Here is a 16,884-nt window from a genome sequence, read left to right on the forward strand (position 1 = left end):
ATGAAAAATATCAATCTAACGGGTCAATTAACTCTGTGGCGCTATATTTCGAGCGCGATTTCGATCTTTTTAATGCTGGCATCGTTAACCATTATCGGCGTGAAGGGCTTTAACTGGGGCTTAGATTTTACCGGTGGTGTGGTCACCGAAGTGCAGATCGATAGAAAAATTACCAGCAGTGAGTTGCAACCTTTACTCAACGCTGCTTATCAACAAGAGGTCAGTGTGGTTTCGGCCAGTGAGCCGGGGCGTTGGGTGTTACGTTATGCTGACACTGCACAAAGCAATGTGGATATTGCGCAAACCTTAGCGCCACTGGGCGAGATACAAGTGCTAAATACCAGTATTGTTGGCCCGCAGGTAGGTAAAGAATTGGCAGAGCAGGGTGGTTTAGCACTGCTAGTCGCTATGCTGTGTATTTTGGGGTACTTAAGTTATCGCTTCGAATGGCGGCTTGCTTCTGGTGCACTATTCGCGTTAGTGCATGATGTGATTTTTGTGCTTGCTTTCTTTGCGCTGACGCAGATGGAGTTTAATTTAACTGTGCTCGCTGCTGTGCTGGCGATTTTAGGCTATTCCTTAAATGACTCGATTATCATTGCTGATCGTATTCGTGAGTTATTAATTGCTAAGCCAAAACTTGCGATTCAAGAGATTAATAATCAAGCGATTGTGGCGACGTTTTCCCGCACTATGGTGACATCAGGGACCACCTTAATGACGGTTGGTGCACTGTGGATCATGGGTGGTGGGCCGCTGGAGGGGTTTTCGATTGCCATGTTTATCGGTATTTTAACGGGAACATTCTCATCTATTTCTGTTGGTACTTCATTACCTGAACTGTTAGGTTTATCGCCAGAGCATTATAAGGTGCAAGTCATTTCAGATACGCCTTAATCGTTCAACGTAAAGTGAAAACAAAGAGGCCACTCAATTGAGTGGCCTCTTTGTTAACACAATAAAAATTAAGAAAAATTACTTTGCCTTTGGCAGAGCAATCTTCATTTCCGGCGATTGACGATAAATCACCAGAATATGACCAATAAGTTGCACTTTTGCGGATTGAGTTTCACGTACTATGGCATCAACGATGGCATTTTTTAGCTCTCTGTCGGCAGAGGCTACTTTCACTTTAATCAATTCATGATAAGCGAGTGCGCTTTCAATTTCAGCGAGTACACCTTCAGTCAATCCATTGGCACCAAGCAGCACCACTGGCTTTAGCGGATGCGCTAGACCTTTTAAATGCTGTTTTTGTTTGGTTGTTAAGTTCATTTCTACCAACTTTTGCTGAGTTACTGTTGAAAAACGGCTATTCTACCCTTATATAGCCCTTGTGTAACTCTCAATTGTTGCGGATTTTAAATGTCAGGTAAAAAACGTACGGCCAGTTCCAATCGCTGGATGCTGGAACACTTTGATGATCATTATGTCAAACTAGCACAGAAACGGGGATTGCGTTCTCGCGCTGCGTTTAAGCTTGAAGAACTTCAGCAAAAGGATCAACTTATTCGCCCTGGTATGACGGTAGTCGACCTGGGAGCAGCACCAGGTGGCTGGTCACAGGTAGCGGTTAAGTTGGTTGGAGATAGGGGAAAGGTTATCGCCTGTGATATTTTACCCATGGATCCCATCGTTGGGGTAGACTTTTTGCAAGGGGATTTTCGTGAAGAAAAAGTCCTTGAAGCATTGCTTACCCGCGTCGGTGCAGATAAGGTTGACGTTGTGTTGTCAGACATGGCGCCTAACATGAGTGGTTCAGACGGTGTCGATCAACCGCGTGCTATGTATTTAGTGGAACTCGCCTTAGATATGTGTCATCAAGTATTGGCACCTAATGGGAGTTTTGCGGTGAAAGTCTTTCAGGGGGAGGGCTTTGACGAATACATGAAAGCGGTTAAAGAAGCGTTTAAAGTAGTTAAAACACGTAAACCGGACTCTTCGCGGGCGCGTTCCCGGGAAGTCTATCTTGTGGCGACAGGGTACAAGTTGTAGTACTCTAGCGTTAATCATCGCAAGACTTTATGAGGTCTAGTAATTTGAGTGACATGGCAAAAAATCTAATACTCTGGGTTGTCATCGCCGTTGTGCTGATGTCAGTGTTTCAGGGTTACTCCCCCTCTTCTTCGTCATCGCAGAAGATGGATTATTCTACCTTCTTAGACAATGTTCGTGATGGGCAGGTTGCTACGGTCGAGGTTAAGAGCGATCAACGTACGATTGAAGGTGCTAAACGGACTGGTGAAAAATTCACTACTATCATGCCGTTATATGACCAAGATTTAATTAATGATCTTGATCGTAAAGGCATCACTATGAAGGGGCAAGAAGCCGAAGAATCAGGGTTCTTAACCCAAATCTTCATCTCTTGGTTCCCGATGTTATTGCTTATCGGGGTATGGATTTTCTTCATGCGCCAGATGCAAGGCGGCGGTGGCAAAGGCGCTATGTCCTTTGGTAAGAGCAAAGCCAAACTGATGAGCGAAGATCAGATTAAAACGACATTTGCCGATGTTGCGGGTTGTGACGAGGCGAAAGAAGAAGTGAAAGAGCTGGTTGATTACCTGCGCGATCCGACTAAATTCCAAAAGTTGGGCGGCCGTATTCCAACGGGCGTGCTGATGGTGGGTCCTCCTGGTACAGGTAAAACCTTGCTGGCAAAAGCCATTGCGGGCGAATCTAAAGTACCTTTCTTCACTATCTCGGGTTCGGATTTCGTTGAAATGTTTGTTGGTGTCGGTGCATCCCGTGTGCGTGACATGTTTGAACAAGCGAAAAAGTCTGCACCTTGTATCATCTTCATCGATGAAATTGATGCGGTCGGTCGTCAACGTGGTGCGGGTTTAGGTGGGGGGCACGATGAGCGTGAGCAAACACTGAACCAAATGCTGGTTGAGATGGATGGCTTTGAAGGTAATGAAGGCGTTATCGTTATCGCGGCGACTAACCGTCCAGACGTACTCGATTCTGCGCTATTACGTCCGGGGCGTTTTGACCGTCAAGTGGTCGTTGGCTTACCTGACGTTCGTGGCCGTGAGCAGATTTTGAAAGTGCATATGCGTAAAGTTCCGCTTTCAGAAGATGTAAAGGCAAGCGTTATTGCCCGTGGTACACCAGGTTTCTCGGGTGCTGACTTAGCTAACTTAGTGAACGAAGCTGCCCTGTTTGCGGCTCGCGGAAATCGCCGAGTTGTAGGCATGGAAGAATTTGAGCGTGCAAAAGATAAAATCATGATGGGTGCTGAGCGCCGCTCTATGGTGATGTCTGAAGCCGAAAAAGAAATGACCGCTTACCATGAAGCGGGTCATGCGATTGTGGGTTGTTTAGTGCCAGAGCACGATCCTGTGCACAAGGTGACTATCATTCCTCGCGGTCGTGCACTGGGCGTGACTTTCTTCTTACCTGAAGCAGACTCAGTCAGTCAAAGCCGTCGCAAGTTAGAAAGCCAAATTTCAGTCGCTTACGGTGGTCGTTTAGCAGAGGAACTCATTTACGGTAGCGACAAAGTGTCGACTGGCGCATCACAGGACATCAAATACGCGACATCTATTGCGCGTAACATGGTGACTCAGTGGGGCTTCTCGGACAAGCTAGGTCCATTGCTGTATGCCGAAGAAGACGGCGAAGTGTTCTTAGGCCGTAGTATGGGTAAAGCCAAAGCCATGTCCGATGAAACGGCAACTATTATCGATGCAGAAGTGAAAGTCTTTATCGACAAAAACTACGCCAGAGCGAGACAGATATTGACGGATAACCTCGATATTCTGCACTCAATGAAAGAAGCCTTGATGAAGTATGAAACCATTGATTCACTTCAAATTGATGATTTGATGAATCGTCGGGAAGTGCGTCAGCCTGCCGATTGGCAAGTGGATGACAATGGTTCTAACGATAAAGGCAATGGCCATGGTGAACCAGCTGCGAAAGCGGAAGACAGTGTTATTGCAGCACCTGTTGAGCCAGAACTGAAAGCTCCTGATGAATCTCCAGCTAAATAACGTGTTGTGAAACCAAAGAAAACCCCGTAAAGGGGTTTTCTTGTTTTACCTTGTTAGCAATTTGACGGCACTGTCATTAATATTGTCTATCACGACAGATATTTGTCCTTTGACATTAGTTAGTTCGAATAGAAAGTGATAGCTTAAAAGTAATGACGCAAGTGATGCCAGCGAGTAAAATCGTACGTGTTCGTATTACAGGAGTAAATGCGTGTTTGAACTGATTGCTGGCACTAAACGCCTCGCATTATCTTCGCCCATTGTGATGGGTATTCTTAATGTCACTCCCGATTCTTTTTCCGACGGTGGTCAATATTCTTCCTATGAATTAGCCTGCCAACATGCCGATGATATGGTGGCTCAAGGCGCGGGAATGATTGATATTGGCGGTGAGTCGACAAGACCGGGTGCCGCCGAGGTGAGCTTAGCCGATGAGCTTGCGCGGGTGATCCCGTTAGTGAAATATGTTGCGGCGCACCACGATGTGTGGATTTCGGTCGATACCAGTAAAGCTGAAGTGATGCGTCAAGCTGTTGCTGCAGGCGCACATTTGATTAACGATGTGCGCGCCCTGATGGAACCTGGAGCGCTTGAAGCCGCCGCAGAGTTGCAAGTCCCCATATGTCTGATGCATATGCAAGGTGACCCCCAAAGCATGCAGTTTTCTCCGACTTACCATAATGTTATTGAAGACGTTTCTGCCTTTTTAACTGAACGGATTGAGACTTGTTTGCGAGCGGGGATCTCCCGTGAGTTATTAATACTCGATCCGGGATTCGGTTTTGGCAAAAGTTTAGAACATAACTATGAATTACTGGCAAAACTAGACCATTTTTCCAAGTTTGATTTACCGATATTAATAGGATTATCTCGTAAGAGCATGATAGGAAATCTCTTAGCAAAACCGACCTCAGAACGTCTTGCTGGGAGCCTTGCTGGCGCTTTGATAGCGGCCCAAAAAGGCGCTCATATCATTCGCGTGCATGATGTTGCGCAAACTGTGGATATGCTCAAGGTGTTACAAGCGACACAAGCGTATTTTTAAGCATCGTTATGCTCTCGTTAAGCATTTAATTAATATTATGATCCCAAATCATTGGGACACATTTGAGTTTGTGGAGCGATATGAAAGAACGTAAATTTTTTGGAACTGACGGTATTCGGGGAAAGGTCGGTTCAGGTCAAATGACGCCTGAGCTTGCGCTTAAGTTAGGTTGGGCGGCGGGGCGTGTGTTATCCCGCAGTGGTACCAAAAAGGTGATTATAGGTAAAGATACCCGTATTTCTGGTTATATGTTTGAGTCAGCATTAGAAGCGGGCCTTTCTGCTGCAGGCCTTAATGTGATGTTAATGGGACCAATGCCAACGCCAGCTGTAGCCTATTTGACGCGTACGTTTCGCGCCGAAGCTGGGGTGGTGATCAGCGCGTCACACAATCCGTATTACGATAACGGTATTAAGTTTTTCTCCACCGACGGCAGTAAGTTAGACGATAACCTAGAGCTAGAAATTGAAGCCGAGCTTGAAAAGCCCCTCGTTTGTGTTGAGTCGCATCTATTGGGGAAGGTATCGCGTATTGAAGATGCCCGTGGCCGTTATATTGAGTATTGCAAAGGTAATTTTCCTGCAGAACACACGTTAACTGGGCTAAAAATTGTGGTCGATTGTGCCCATGGTGCAACTTATCACATAGCGCCAGCTGTGTTTCGTGAGCTAGGCGCCGAGGTTATTGCCATTGGTGATAAACCCAACGGGATGAACATCAATGATAAAGTGGGCGCAACGTCCATGGGCAAGATTTGTGAAACCGTTTTGGCCGAAAGTGCCGATTTAGGTATCGCACTCGACGGTGACGGTGATCGTATTATGATGGTCAACAGCAAAGGTGAAGTCATCGACGGCGATCAAATTTTATATATTCTAGCCTGTGATGCGAAATCCCGTGGCGTATTACGCGGTGGTGTTGTTGGTACGTTAATGTCAAACCTTGGGCTCGATCTCGCCTTGCAAGCATTAGATATCCCCTTTGCGCGTTCGAAAGTGGGCGACCGTTATGTGATGGAACTACTTAAAGAACTTGACTGGCGCATCGGTGGTGAAAACTCAGGGCATATTCTTAACCTTGACCATGGTACGACGGGTGACGGTATTATTGCGGGGATTTTAGTGTTAGCGGCCATGCGTCGTCAGAATGCCACGCTAGAAGAATTGACCTCTGCGATGGAAATGCTACCCCAAGTGTTAGTCAATGTGCGCTTTGAAGGCGAACACGATCCCCTAAAGTCTGATAAAGTTAAAGCGGTGCAGGCACAGGTTGAATCTCAATTGGGCTTACGTGGTCGTGTGCTATTACGTAAGTCAGGCACTGAACCTTTGATCCGTGTCATGGTGGAAGGTGACGATCATAGTGCAGTATTGGCGCACGCAAATTTGATTGCGGATGCGGTAAAATCGGCAAGCTAATATTTTCCTATTTTGTAATGAGTGCGGCTGATACCAATTTAAAATGAAGGTGTTAGCTGCACAAATGAACAGAAAATAGCTTGGTCGTGTAAAAAGTAAGCATCCCGACAAGGTAACTGAAAAAAATCGAATTTAGCTATTGTAACTTAATAAGTGGTTCGCTATTATTCACGCCGCTTTCAGAGGAGACAGTGATGGCACTCAGACGTCCTATGGTAGCTGGCAATTGGAAGATGAACGGCAGTGCAGCATTAGCACAAGAGTTGTTCAAAAAATTTGCCTCTAAGCTCCAAAATGATTCAGCTGAAGTGGTTTTATGCCCGCCTTCTATCTATCTAGAGAGCGTTAGGCAACTGCTAGAAGCAAACAAGGAAGCGTTAGACGGTTCACTTGTTAGGATGGGCGCACAAAACCTAAGTCAACACGACTTTGGCGCTTATACCGGAGAAGTTTCAGGTCAGATGCTAAAAGATTCAGGATGTCGATATGTGATTATCGGACATTCAGAACGTCGCCGTATGTACGGAGAGACGAGTAATATTGTAGCGGAGAAATTCGCCGCTGCACAAAAGCACGGCTTAACCCCAATATTGTGTGTGGGAGAGTCAGGTCCAGCGCGTGAAGCAAGACGTACCTTCGAGGTAATTGCGGAAGAGTTGGATATAGTGATCCAGAAAAATGGCACTATGGCTTTTGATAACGCCATTATCGCCTACGAGCCACTATGGGCTGTAGGGACAGGTAAAAGCGCTACACCAGAGCAGGCACAAGAAGTTCATGCGTTTATTCGCAAACGTCTCTCTGAAGTATCTCCATTTATCGGAGAAAATATCAGGATTCTCTACGGTGGTAGTGTGACGCCGAGTAATGCTGCAGATTTATTTGCCCAACCTGATGTTGATGGTGGACTGATTGGCGGTGCTAGCTTAAACTCTAGCGAGTTTTTAAGTCTGTGTACCATAGCGATGAGCGCATAATATGTATGAAGTTCTACTAGTTATTTACTTGTTGGTTGCATTAGGGTTAATTGGCCTAGTTTTAATTCAACAAGGTAAGGGAGCTGACATGGGGGCCTCGTTTGGCGCCGGTGCATCAGGTACTCTGTTTGGTTCAAGCGGTTCAGGTAATTTTCTGACACGCACTACGGCGATTCTTGCCATTGCGTTTTTTACCTTAAGTCTGATTATCGGTAACTTAAGTGCAAACCACGCAAAAAATGAAGATTCATGGAAAAATTTAGGTTCAGATACTGAACAGGTCACTCAACCTGTTCAAGATGGAACTGAAAAGTCAGAAACAAAAATTCCTGACTAGTAAAAGGTGTCGCCGAGGTGGCGAAATTGGTAGACGCGCAGCCTTGAGGTGGCTGTGGCCTAACGGTCGTGCGGGTTCAAGTCCCGCTCTCGGCACCAAATATAATTAAGATTGACGATGTAAGTTCAGTCTTAGTTATTGCAAGAAAAGACGATAGTCAATATACTTGCACACAGTTGACGCGGGGTGGAGCAGCATGGTAGCTCGTCGGGCTCATAACCCGAAGGTCGTCGGTTCAAATCCGGCCCCCGCAACCAGCTCCTAGTAACGAATAGTGTTTGAATTCGTTATGGTTTACAGGTTCTTGACACTAAAAACCTCGTGATTACGGGGTTTTTTGTTATCTAGGACTTTTAAATTTGTCGTATATATTCTTTACGACGTTTTACTAGGGCTATTTAGCCCTTTTTTGTTTTTTCCGGGGGTCAATTTTGGCAACATTAGAATCCAGACTGGCAGAAATGCTCAAAGTGCCTGTGGAAGCATTAGGCTTTCAACTCTGGGGCATTGAATATGTTCAAGCGGGTAAACATTCAATACTGCGCGTGTTCATCGACGGTGAAAATGGTATCAATATCGAAGATTGTGCTAATACCAGCCGCCAAGTCAGTGCTGTACTTGATGTTGAAGACCCTATTTCGACCGAATATACCCTAGAGGTTTCTTCACCTGGTGTGGATAGGCCATTGTTTACTGCCGAGCAGTATGCAGCCTATGTAGGGGAAGATGTAAAAGTTCAACTGACTATGCCCGTCGCGGGCAGTCGTAATTTAAAAGGCGCCATTACAAAGGTCGAAGGGCAAATGCTCTCACTGAATGTGAATGGTAAAGAGCTAGTTGTCGCCCTGGATAATATCCGTAAAGGCAACGTAATCGCTAAGTTTTGATAGTTTCAAGGTGAACGAGGCAAGACGAGATGAATAAAGAGATCCTGCTAGTCGCTGAAGCGGTTTCAAATGAAAAGGCCGTTCCACGCGAGAAAATTTTTGAAGCGCTAGAGATCGCTCTGGCTACTGCAACCAAGAAAAAATACGATGGCGATATTGATGTCCGCGTTGCGATTGACCGCAAAACGGGTGGCTATGAGACATTCCGCCGTTGGATGGTCGTTGATGATCACGGTGAAGCCTTAGAAAACCCATTTCGCGAGATTACGCTTGAGGCGGCTCGTTATGAAAATCCGGATATTCAACCGGGTGAGTTTATCGAAGACGATATCGAGTCTGTTGTATTTGACCGCATTACGACTCAAACCGCCAAACAAGTGATCGTACAAAAGGTACGTGAAGCTGAACGTGCTCAAGTGGTTGAGCAGTTCAGAGATAAAGAAGGCGAACTGATCACTGGCGTTGTGAAAAAAGCAACCCGTGAAAGTGTCGTGGTCGATTTAGGCAATAATGCTGATGGCGTGCTGTTCCGTGAAGATTTAATTTCACGCGAATCTTTCCGCCCTGGTGACCGTGTGCGTGCATTATTGTACTCAGTACGTCCAGAAGCTCGCGGTGCACAATTATTCCTAAGCCGTACTAAACCCGAAATGCTGATTGAGCTTTTCCGTGTTGAAGTACCTGAAATCGCTGATGAATTGATCGAAGTCATGGGCGCAGCCCGTGATCCAGGCGCACGCGCTAAGATCGCGGTTAAGTCGAATGATCGCCGTATCGATCCTATCGGTGCGTGTGTTGGCATGCGCGGCGCACGTGTACAAGCAGTATCAAATGAACTGGGTGGCGAGCGTGTTGATATCGTATTGTGGGATGATAATCCAGCACAATATGTGATCAATGCCATGGCGCCAGCTGATGTAGCTTCTATCATCGTCGACGAAGATAACCATTCAATGGATATCGCGGTTGAGGCTGATAGTTTGGCACAAGCCATTGGACGTAATGGCCAGAACGTACGTTTAGCAACTCAACTTACGGGTTGGGAACTGAACGTAATGACAGTGGAAGACATGAATAAGAAACATCAGGCTGAAAGTGCCAAAGTGGTGAGTCTGTTTATTAATTCACTGGATGTCGATGAAGATTTTGCACAAGTACTAGCGAATGAGGGCTTTACGTCGCTTGAAGAGGTCGCTTATGTACCTGTGTCTGAATTATTGGCGATAGACGGTTTCGACGAGGATCTCGTTGAAGCTTTACGTGAACGTGCAAAAGCTGCGATCTCGACAAGAGCGCTCGCTTCTGAAGAAGCACTGGATGGTGTGGAGCCAAGTGATGAGTTGTTAGCACTTGAAGGTGTTGAAAGACACTTAGCCTATGTTTTAGCAAGCAAAGGTATTGTGACTCTAGAAGACTTGGCTGAACAAGGCATTGATGATTTGATCGAAATTGAAGAATTGACAGAAGAAAAAGCAGGTACGCTCATCATGGCTGCCCGCAACATCTGTTGGTTTGGCGAAGAAGCATAAGTCGATCAACAGGGGGATTTAACTGATGGCAGATACTACCGTAGAGAAATTGGCCACGGAAGTGGGTAAAAGTGTTGAACGTCTGATAGAGCAATTCTCTCAGGCAGGAATTAAGAAAGGCCAAGCCGATAACGTATCTGAAGCCGAAAAGCAGCAGTTACTCGATTATCTGAAAAAGCAGCACGGTGCTGATAGTGCACCGACTAAGATGACGCTGCAACGCAAAACGGTATCAACCCTGAGCGTGGCGGGTAATGGTGGTCAATCTAAAGACGTTAAAGTGGAAGTGCGTAAAACCCGTACTTTTGTTAAACGCGATGTGAATGACACAGTGCTAAAAGCAGAAGAAGAGGCGAAAGCCGAAGCTGAAGCATTAGCAAAAGCAAAGGCCGAAGCGGAAGCGGCTCAAGCGGCCAAAGCGAAAGCTGAGGCAGAAGCTAAGGCAAAAGCAGAAGCTGAAGCCAAGGCAAAGGCCAAAGCGGCGGCAGAAGTAAAAGTGACTAAAGAGTCTTCACCAGAAGTAGAAGCAGCGCGTCTAGAGGCTGAACGTCTTAAAGCGGCTCAAGAAGCAGCAACTAAACGTAAGCAAGATGAAGAAGCGGCGAAAGCGGCTGAAAAGGCCCGTTTGTTAGCTGAAGAAAACTCTAAGCGTTGGGCAGAAGAAGAACGTCAGCGTCTAGAAGCCGAAAGAAACGGCGATCATCACATCACTACCTCTAAAGTGGCTCGTGCCGCTGAAGATACCTCTGATCTGGATGAAGAAAAACGTGGACGTCGTGCTCGTAATAAGAGCAACGCTAAAAAACGTGGTGGCAAAGATGCGCGTGATGGCCGTGAAAAGCATATGCGCAACCGCAGTACTGCGCCTGAGTCTATGGCCCATGGCTTTAACAAGCCAGTCGCTGCCGTAAGCCGTGATGTGCGTATTGGTGAAACAGTGACCGTTTCTGAACTGGCGCATTTAATGGCCGTTAAAGCGACTGAAATCATCAAACAGATGATGAAAATGGGCTCAATGGTTACGATCAACCAAGTGTTAGATCAAGAGACTGCCCAGCTAGTTGCCGAAGAAATGGGTCACAAAGTGGTGCTTATCCGTGAAAATGAACTTGAGCACCAAGTGCTGCAAGATCGTGATGACGAAGATGGCATCAAGCTAGAATCTCGTGCGCCAGTTGTAACTATCATGGGGCACGTTGACCATGGTAAGACTTCGTTACTCGACTATATTCGCCGCGCTAAAGTGGCTGCTGGCGAAGCCGGTGGTATTACGCAGCATATCGGTGCATACCATGTTGAAACCGAAAATGGCATGATTACTTTCCTTGATACTCCTGGTCACGCCGCGTTTACCGCCATGCGTGCTCGTGGTGCCAAGGCAACGGATATCGTGGTACTGGTTGTGGCTGCCGATGACGGTGTAATGCCACAAACTATCGAAGCTATTCAACATGCTAAAGCCGGTAACGTGCCATTAATCGTGGCCGTGAACAAGATGGATAAGCCGGAAGCGGATATCGATCGCGTTAAGAGCGAACTGTCACAACACGGCGTGATGTCTGAAGATTGGGGCGGAGATAACATGTTCGCCTTCGTATCGGCTAAGACAGGTGAAGGTGTTGATGATCTGCTTGAAGGTATCTTGCTGCAAGCTGAAGTATTAGAGCTTAAAGCGGTACGTGATGGTATGGCTGCGGGTGTGGTGATTGAATCCCAACTGGATAAAGGTCGCGGCCCTGTTGCAACGATTCTGGTTCAAGAAGGTACACTGCGCCAAGGTGATATCGTTCTATGTGGTTTAGAGTACGGTAAAATCCGTGCAATGAAAGACGAGAACGGTCGTTCAATCACTGAAGCGGGTCCATCAATTCCTGTTGAAATTCTGGGTCTGTCTGGCGTACCGTCAGCCGGTGATGAAGCAACCGTCGTACGTGACGAACGTAAAGCTCGCGAAGTTGCCCTGTATCGTCAAGGTAAGTTCCGTGATGTTAAATTAGCGCGTCAGCAAAAATCTAAGCTAGAAAACATGTTCGCGAACATGACAGACGGCGAAGTGAAAGAGCTGAACATCGTTCTGAAAGCGGACGTTCAAGGTTCACTCGAAGCAATTACAGACTCATTAACGGGTTTGTCTACCGACGAAGTGAAAGTGAACATCATCGCTCGCGGTGTAGGTGCACTGACCGAAACCGACGCAACCTTAGCGGCAGCGTCTAACGCGATCATGGTTGGCTTTAACGTGCGTGCTGATGCACAAGCACGTAAGGTTATCGAGAGTGAAAGTGTTGACCTACGTTACTACAGCGTAATCTATAATTTGATTGATGAAGTGAAAGCGGCGATGACAGGTATGCTGTCTCCTGAATTCAAACAACAAATTATCGGCCTGGCTGAGGTACGTGATGTGTTCAAGTCGCCGAAACTTGGTGCAATCGCCGGTTGTATGGTGACTGAAGGCACCATCAAGCGTAGCGCACCTATTCGCGTACTGCGTGATAACGTGGTTATCTTCGAAGGTGAACTCGAATCCTTACGTCGCTTTAAAGATGACGTTGCCGAAGTTCGCAATGGTATGGAATGTGGTATTGGCGTTAAGAACTACAACGATGTTCGCGTAGGCGACCAAATCGAAGTATTCGAAACCGTCGAAGTGGCACGTACACTTTAACGATAAGGAGGGCGGCATTAGCCGCCCTTTCGATTTAATGACATTAGCTATGGTACAAATATTATGGCAAAAGAATTCAGTCGTACACGTCGTATAGCACAGCAACTTCAGCAAGAACTTGCTCAGGTGCTACAACGCGACATGAAAGATCCTCGTATTGGCTTTGTTACCGTAAATGACGTAGACGTCTCACGCGATCTCAGCTACGCCAAAGTCTTTGTGACCTTCTTTGAAGAAGATAAAGCAGTGGTGCAGGAAAAGCTCAACGCTTTGATCAGCGCCGCCCCCTACATCCGCACCTTAGTGGCGGGCCGTATGAAGCTGCGTGTTATGCCTGAACTACGTTTTGTTTATGACAGTTCATTGGTTGAGGGGATGCGTATGTCTAACCTCGTTAGCCAAGTCATCAACCAAGACAAGGCAAAACAACAGCAGTTTGGTAGCGCAGATGAAGTCCTTAATGAGGATGAGGGCGCTACCGACGATACAGATGATACAAAAGGTAAAGATTAATGGCTCGTCGTCCGAAAGGCCGTTTTATCGATGGGATAGTGTTACTGGATAAATCCACTGGCATGAGTTCTAACTTTGCCTTGCAAAGGGTAAAGCGCTTTTTTAATGCGAATAAAGCCGGGCATACGGGTGCACTCGATCCGTTAGCGACAGGTATGTTACCAGTGTGCCTAGGTGAAGCGACTAAGTTTTCCCAGCACTTATTAGATGCTGATAAACGTTACTTAGTGACAGCAAAACTGGGCGAGCGTACCGATACCAGTGATTCAGATGGTGAAGTGGTTCAGACGCGCCCAGTTACATTTACTGAGGCGCAACTACTGAGTGCGCTTGAGCACTTTCGTGGTGACACTCAGCAAGTGCCTTCTATGTATTCCGCGCTGAAATATCAGGGGCAGCCTCTGTATAAATATGCGCGTGAAGGCATAGAAGTGCCGCGAGAATCTCGCCCTATTACGGTATTTGAGCTTAATTTCATCAGTCTTGAAGGTGATGAGTTGACCTTAGACATTCATTGCTCTAAAGGGACTTATATTCGCACCATCATTGATGATCTTGGTGAAATGTTAGGTTGTGGCGCCCATGTGATTATGTTGCGACGAACTCAAGTTGCACAGTATCCCTATGCCAAAATGGTTACACTAGAACAGCTCGAAGCACTTGTCACCCAAGCACATGAACAACAGATAGATCCGAGTGTATTACTCGATCCTCTCTTATTACCCATGGATACGGCAGTGGCTGACTTTCCTGAGGTCAATGTGCCTGAAGCGAGTGCGGCTTATTTGATGCAAGGCCAAGCGGTACGTGTGACAGGTCTAAAAGCTGACACATTAGTGCGTATCACCTTAGGGGATGCGCATCGATTCGTTGGTATTGGTGCAATGAATGATGATGGCCTTTTGGCGCCGAAACGGCTCATAGTGATCCATGACGAGCCGATAGTCACAGATTAATTCATTCTGCCAATTCGAAATACGCCCGCCTTTTTATTGCGCTAGGGTTGGATTATGGGTAGAATAGCGCGCCCTCTGGCTGAGTTAGTGATCGGCTAGAGATTCATACTATATATTTGGAGAGACACATGTCACTAAGTACTGAAGCGAAAGCAAAAATCCTGGCTGAATTTGGCCGCGGCGAAAACGATACAGGTTCAACTGAAGTTCAAGTTGCCTTGTTAACTGCACAAATCAACCATTTGCAAGATCACTTCAAAGAGCACATCCACGATCACCACTCACGTCGTGGTCTGTTACGCATGGTTAGCGCGCGTCGTAAGTTAACTGCTTACCTGAAGCGTACAGATGCTGAGCGTTACACTGCACTGATCCAAAAGTTAGGTCTACGTCGTTAATCTCACGTCGACTAACGTAAAAAAGGAGGCTTAGCCTCCTTTTTTATTGCGCGCAGATTAAGTTATACCGTTTTGCCTATGCTCTGCTGTCGATACTTGTGATTGTTGCAGTTTGGCTTGCGATATATAAGGTTTCAAATTCTGCTTGCGGTAATGGCTGACTAAAATAAAACCCTTGGCCTATCTGACATTGGTTTTCCTTAAGCCAGTCTAACTGTAATTCATTTTCAATCCCTTCTGCCACAATGGTCAGATTAAGTTGCTTACCTAACATCAAAATTGTCGATGCAATTGCGCTGTCTTCCGGTAAATCGGATACAAAACAACGGTCGATTTTCATAGTGGTGATGGGGAGATGACGTAGATAGGATAGCGAAGAATAACCTGTGCCAAAATCGTCAACGGCGATACCAAAACCTGCCGACTTGAGTTGCTCAAGCTTATTGATGGCCAACTCAATATCATTCATTAATGAGGTTTCTGTAATCTCAATTTCGAGTAACTCTGGTTGAATTTGGTAGCGCAACGCCATTTGTTTGATATCAGATACTAAACTTGCATCAGCAAATTGTTGTGATGCAACATTAATAGCGATGGGGATCGCGAAGTGATACTTTTTTTGCCATTCCCTTAATGTTTTACAGCTTTGCTCTATCACCCAGCGGCCAATAGGAATAATGATCCCTGTTTCTTCTGCAACAGGAATAAATGACATAGGACTAATCAAGCGACCATCTTTTTGCCAACGAATTAAGGCTTCACAGCCAGTGACTTTACCTGTTTGTAGGTCTAGTTTAGGCTGGAAATAGAGCAGAAATTCATTATTTTTTAAAGCATCATGTAGTGATGCCTCGGTGCGCAATCTTACCGCAGCACGCTCTGTCATTTGCTGTTTAAAAAAGGCCCATTGATTTGAACCGGCCGCTTTTGCACTATACATGGCGATATCGGCATGACGGATTAGATCTTCGGCACTATTGCCATCTTCGGGGTAAATTGAAATGCCAATGGATGCCGCTGGGTGAATCGCATGTTCATTCAATTGAATGGGCACATTAAGTTGCACAAGAAGTTTATCGACAAAGTCGGCAGCTTGGTCGGGTGAATGTACGGCATCGGCTAAAATAACAAATTCATCGCCACCTAGGCGTGACACCGTTCCCTTATCACCGACAACACGCTCAAGAATGCGTGCAATACGAGCTAAAAATTGATCGCCGAGTGCATGACCGAGAGAGTCATTAATATTTTTAAAACGATCTAAATCGATAAACATGAGTGCAAAGCTACGTTTGTGTACACGCGACCGTTGGATAGTAACGGCAATCGTTTCGAGTAATAGTGTACGGTTTGGCAGTCCTGTGAGCGGATCTCTTGTTGCCATCTTACGTAGTTTTGATTGCGTTTGACTAAATTGAATAAGGATCTGATTAAATTTTGACGTCACTAAACCGAGCTCGTCATCTTTGTGTGCATTGGACACTGGAAGCAGATTTTCATCCGGTGAGTCGGGGTCAATTTTATCAATAGCTTCACTGATCCTCGCGATGGGTTGGGTTAGAAAACGATGAAATACAACCGATAACACGAGGGTGAGTAAGAGGGCTCGCGCCAAAGTTGCGAAGAAACCGAGTTTGAGTTGTGAAAAGAGAGTGTCTGTTAGCTCTTGAGTATCATAGAAAAGAGTCAGTGTACCGATGAGCTGTTGTTTTTGTGTTCCTTCAAAATAGAAGGGGCGGTACAAAGGTCGGGATATTTCTTTTAATTCATCGAAGAGTTTATTACTCAGCGTTACAAACGTCTGAGAATTATTACTTTTAGTATTGCTGACAGAGACAAACATTGAACCATCATCAAGTTCGATAACGGCAGAGCCAACATGCTCAACTTTGATGGCGCCTTCTAGGGTTTGTCTCGCTAAGTTGTCATCAAGAGCCCATACCGCATTAGCCGCGGGTTGCTCAACTGAATTAAGTAATTCTTGTTGAGTGGTGGTGAGCTGCTGTTTTGTTGATAATACAACAAGGGCTATTTCAACTATAAAAATAGCGATGGCAAAAAATAACGCAGTAAAAACAACGAGGTTAGTTTGCTTCCATGTTAGGGATTTAAAGCGACCCGTCATAAAGCTTGTCCTTTATTGTTGTTTTTCACCATA

The 16,884-nt window shown here is 46.0% G+C and carries 15 protein-coding genes and 2 tRNA genes; 15 read left to right on the forward strand and 2 right to left on the reverse strand.

Annotated elements, in window-relative coordinates; genetic code table 11:
• Window positions 1-897 carry a protein translocase subunit SecF gene (gene secF, locus SPUTW3181_RS05490; protein ID WP_011788435.1) on the forward strand — a complete coding sequence of 299 codons (897 nt, stop codon included), beginning with the start codon at window positions 1-3 and terminating at the stop codon, window positions 895-897.
• 78 nt (window positions 898-975) lie between these two features.
• Here secF and yhbY read toward each other — a convergent pair whose 3' ends face one another.
• Entirely contained in the window at window positions 976-1,275 is a 300-nt protein-coding gene (gene yhbY / locus SPUTW3181_RS05495; RefSeq protein ID WP_006082725.1) for a ribosome assembly RNA-binding protein YhbY, read from the reverse strand.
• A gap of 90 nt (window positions 1,276-1,365) precedes the next feature.
• On the opposite strand from yhbY, the gene rlmE reads away from it, so the two are divergent.
• From rlmE to rpsO, 14 genes are all read left to right on the forward strand, one after another.
• Entirely contained in the window at window positions 1,366-1,995 is a 630-nt protein-coding gene (rlmE, locus tag SPUTW3181_RS05500) for a 23S rRNA (uridine(2552)-2'-O)-methyltransferase RlmE (RefSeq protein ID WP_011788436.1), read from the forward strand.
• Between the two features lie 29 nt (window positions 1,996-2,024).
• Window positions 2,025-3,998 carry an ATP-dependent zinc metalloprotease FtsH gene (ftsH, locus tag SPUTW3181_RS05505; protein WP_011788437.1) on the forward strand — a complete coding sequence of 658 codons (1,974 nt, stop codon included), beginning with the start codon at window positions 2,025-2,027 and terminating at the stop codon, window positions 3,996-3,998.
• 211 nt (window positions 3,999-4,209) lie between these two features.
• Window positions 4,210-5,043, forward strand: coding sequence for a dihydropteroate synthase (gene folP, locus SPUTW3181_RS05510; protein WP_011788438.1), 834 nt, complete (start codon window positions 4,210-4,212; stop codon window positions 5,041-5,043).
• An 80-nt stretch (window positions 5,044-5,123) separates the two neighbouring features.
• On the forward strand, window positions 5,124-6,461 hold the full coding sequence (glmM, locus tag SPUTW3181_RS05515) for a phosphoglucosamine mutase (RefSeq protein WP_011788439.1): 1,338 nt from the start codon (window positions 5,124-5,126) through the stop codon (window positions 6,459-6,461).
• A gap of 194 nt (window positions 6,462-6,655) precedes the next feature.
• Window positions 6,656-7,438, forward strand: coding sequence for a triose-phosphate isomerase (gene tpiA, locus SPUTW3181_RS05520; protein WP_006082720.1), 783 nt, complete (start codon window positions 6,656-6,658; stop codon window positions 7,436-7,438).
• A gap of 1 nt (window position 7,439) precedes the next feature.
• The gene (gene secG / locus SPUTW3181_RS05525; RefSeq protein WP_011788440.1) at window positions 7,440-7,775 is read left to right on the forward strand and encodes a preprotein translocase subunit SecG; all 336 of its coding nucleotides are present in this window, start codon (window positions 7,440-7,442) and stop codon (window positions 7,773-7,775) included.
• Between the two features lie 11 nt (window positions 7,776-7,786).
• Window positions 7,787-7,873: transfer RNA gene (locus SPUTW3181_RS05530), tRNA-Leu, on the forward strand.
• A gap of 82 nt (window positions 7,874-7,955) precedes the next feature.
• A tRNA-Met gene (locus tag SPUTW3181_RS05535) sits at window positions 7,956-8,032 on the forward strand.
• 174 nt (window positions 8,033-8,206) lie between these two features.
• Entirely contained in the window at window positions 8,207-8,662 is a 456-nt protein-coding gene (gene rimP, locus SPUTW3181_RS05540; protein WP_011788441.1) for a ribosome maturation factor RimP, read from the forward strand.
• A gap of 29 nt (window positions 8,663-8,691) precedes the next feature.
• On the forward strand, window positions 8,692-10,191 hold the full coding sequence (gene nusA / locus SPUTW3181_RS05545) for a transcription termination factor NusA (protein WP_011788442.1): 1,500 nt from the start codon (window positions 8,692-8,694) through the stop codon (window positions 10,189-10,191).
• 25 nt (window positions 10,192-10,216) lie between these two features.
• A complete protein-coding gene (gene infB, locus SPUTW3181_RS05550; RefSeq protein ID WP_011788443.1) occupies window positions 10,217-12,859 on the forward strand; it encodes a translation initiation factor IF-2 in 2,643 nt (880 codons plus the stop codon).
• Window positions 12,860-12,922: 63 nt separating this feature from the next.
• Window positions 12,923-13,372 (forward strand): 30S ribosome-binding factor RbfA, encoded by a 450-nt coding sequence (rbfA, locus tag SPUTW3181_RS05555; RefSeq protein ID WP_011788444.1) that lies wholly within the window; start codon window positions 12,923-12,925, stop codon window positions 13,370-13,372.
• Window positions 13,372-14,328 (forward strand): tRNA pseudouridine(55) synthase TruB, encoded by a 957-nt coding sequence (truB, locus tag SPUTW3181_RS05560; protein ID WP_011788445.1) that lies wholly within the window; start codon window positions 13,372-13,374, stop codon window positions 14,326-14,328. Before rbfA ends, truB begins: the two co-directional genes overlap by 1 nt.
• Before the next feature lie 128 nt (window positions 14,329-14,456).
• Window positions 14,457-14,726, forward strand: coding sequence for a 30S ribosomal protein S15 (rpsO, locus tag SPUTW3181_RS05565; RefSeq protein ID WP_011788446.1), 270 nt, complete (start codon window positions 14,457-14,459; stop codon window positions 14,724-14,726).
• A 76-nt stretch (window positions 14,727-14,802) separates the two neighbouring features.
• Here rpsO and SPUTW3181_RS05570 read toward each other — a convergent pair whose 3' ends face one another.
• A complete protein-coding gene (locus tag SPUTW3181_RS05570; protein ID WP_011788447.1) occupies window positions 14,803-16,851 on the reverse strand; it encodes a putative bifunctional diguanylate cyclase/phosphodiesterase in 2,049 nt (682 codons plus the stop codon).
• Between the last annotated feature and the right edge of the window lie 33 nt (window positions 16,852-16,884).

The sequence above is a fragment of the Shewanella sp. W3-18-1 genome, assembly GCF_000015185.1.
Taxonomy (GTDB): Bacteria; Pseudomonadota; Gammaproteobacteria; order Enterobacterales; family Shewanellaceae; genus Shewanella; species Shewanella putrefaciens.

Coding starts and splice junctions, on each gene's coding strand:
- secF (WP_011788435.1), top strand. CDS start 1: ATGAAAAATATCAATCTAACGGGTCAATTAACTCTGTGGCGCTATATT.
- yhbY (WP_006082725.1), bottom strand. CDS start 1,275: ATGAACTTAACAACCAAACAAAAACAGCATTTAAAAGGTCTAGCGCAT.
- rlmE (WP_011788436.1), top strand. CDS start 1,366: ATGTCAGGTAAAAAACGTACGGCCAGTTCCAATCGCTGGATGCTGGAA.
- ftsH (WP_011788437.1), top strand. CDS start 2,025: ATGAGGTCTAGTAATTTGAGTGACATGGCAAAAAATCTAATACTCTGG.
- glmM (WP_011788439.1), top strand. CDS start 5,124: ATGAAAGAACGTAAATTTTTTGGAACTGACGGTATTCGGGGAAAGGTC.
- tpiA (WP_006082720.1), top strand. CDS start 6,656: ATGGCACTCAGACGTCCTATGGTAGCTGGCAATTGGAAGATGAACGGC.
- secG (WP_011788440.1), top strand. CDS start 7,440: ATGTATGAAGTTCTACTAGTTATTTACTTGTTGGTTGCATTAGGGTTA.
- nusA (WP_011788442.1), top strand. CDS start 8,692: ATGAATAAAGAGATCCTGCTAGTCGCTGAAGCGGTTTCAAATGAAAAG.
- infB (WP_011788443.1), top strand. CDS start 10,217: ATGGCAGATACTACCGTAGAGAAATTGGCCACGGAAGTGGGTAAAAGT.
- rbfA (WP_011788444.1), top strand. CDS start 12,923: ATGGCAAAAGAATTCAGTCGTACACGTCGTATAGCACAGCAACTTCAG.
- truB (WP_011788445.1), top strand. CDS start 13,372: ATGGCTCGTCGTCCGAAAGGCCGTTTTATCGATGGGATAGTGTTACTG.
- rpsO (WP_011788446.1), top strand. CDS start 14,457: ATGTCACTAAGTACTGAAGCGAAAGCAAAAATCCTGGCTGAATTTGGC.
- SPUTW3181_RS05570 (WP_011788447.1), bottom strand. CDS start 16,851: ATGACGGGTCGCTTTAAATCCCTAACATGGAAGCAAACTAACCTCGTT.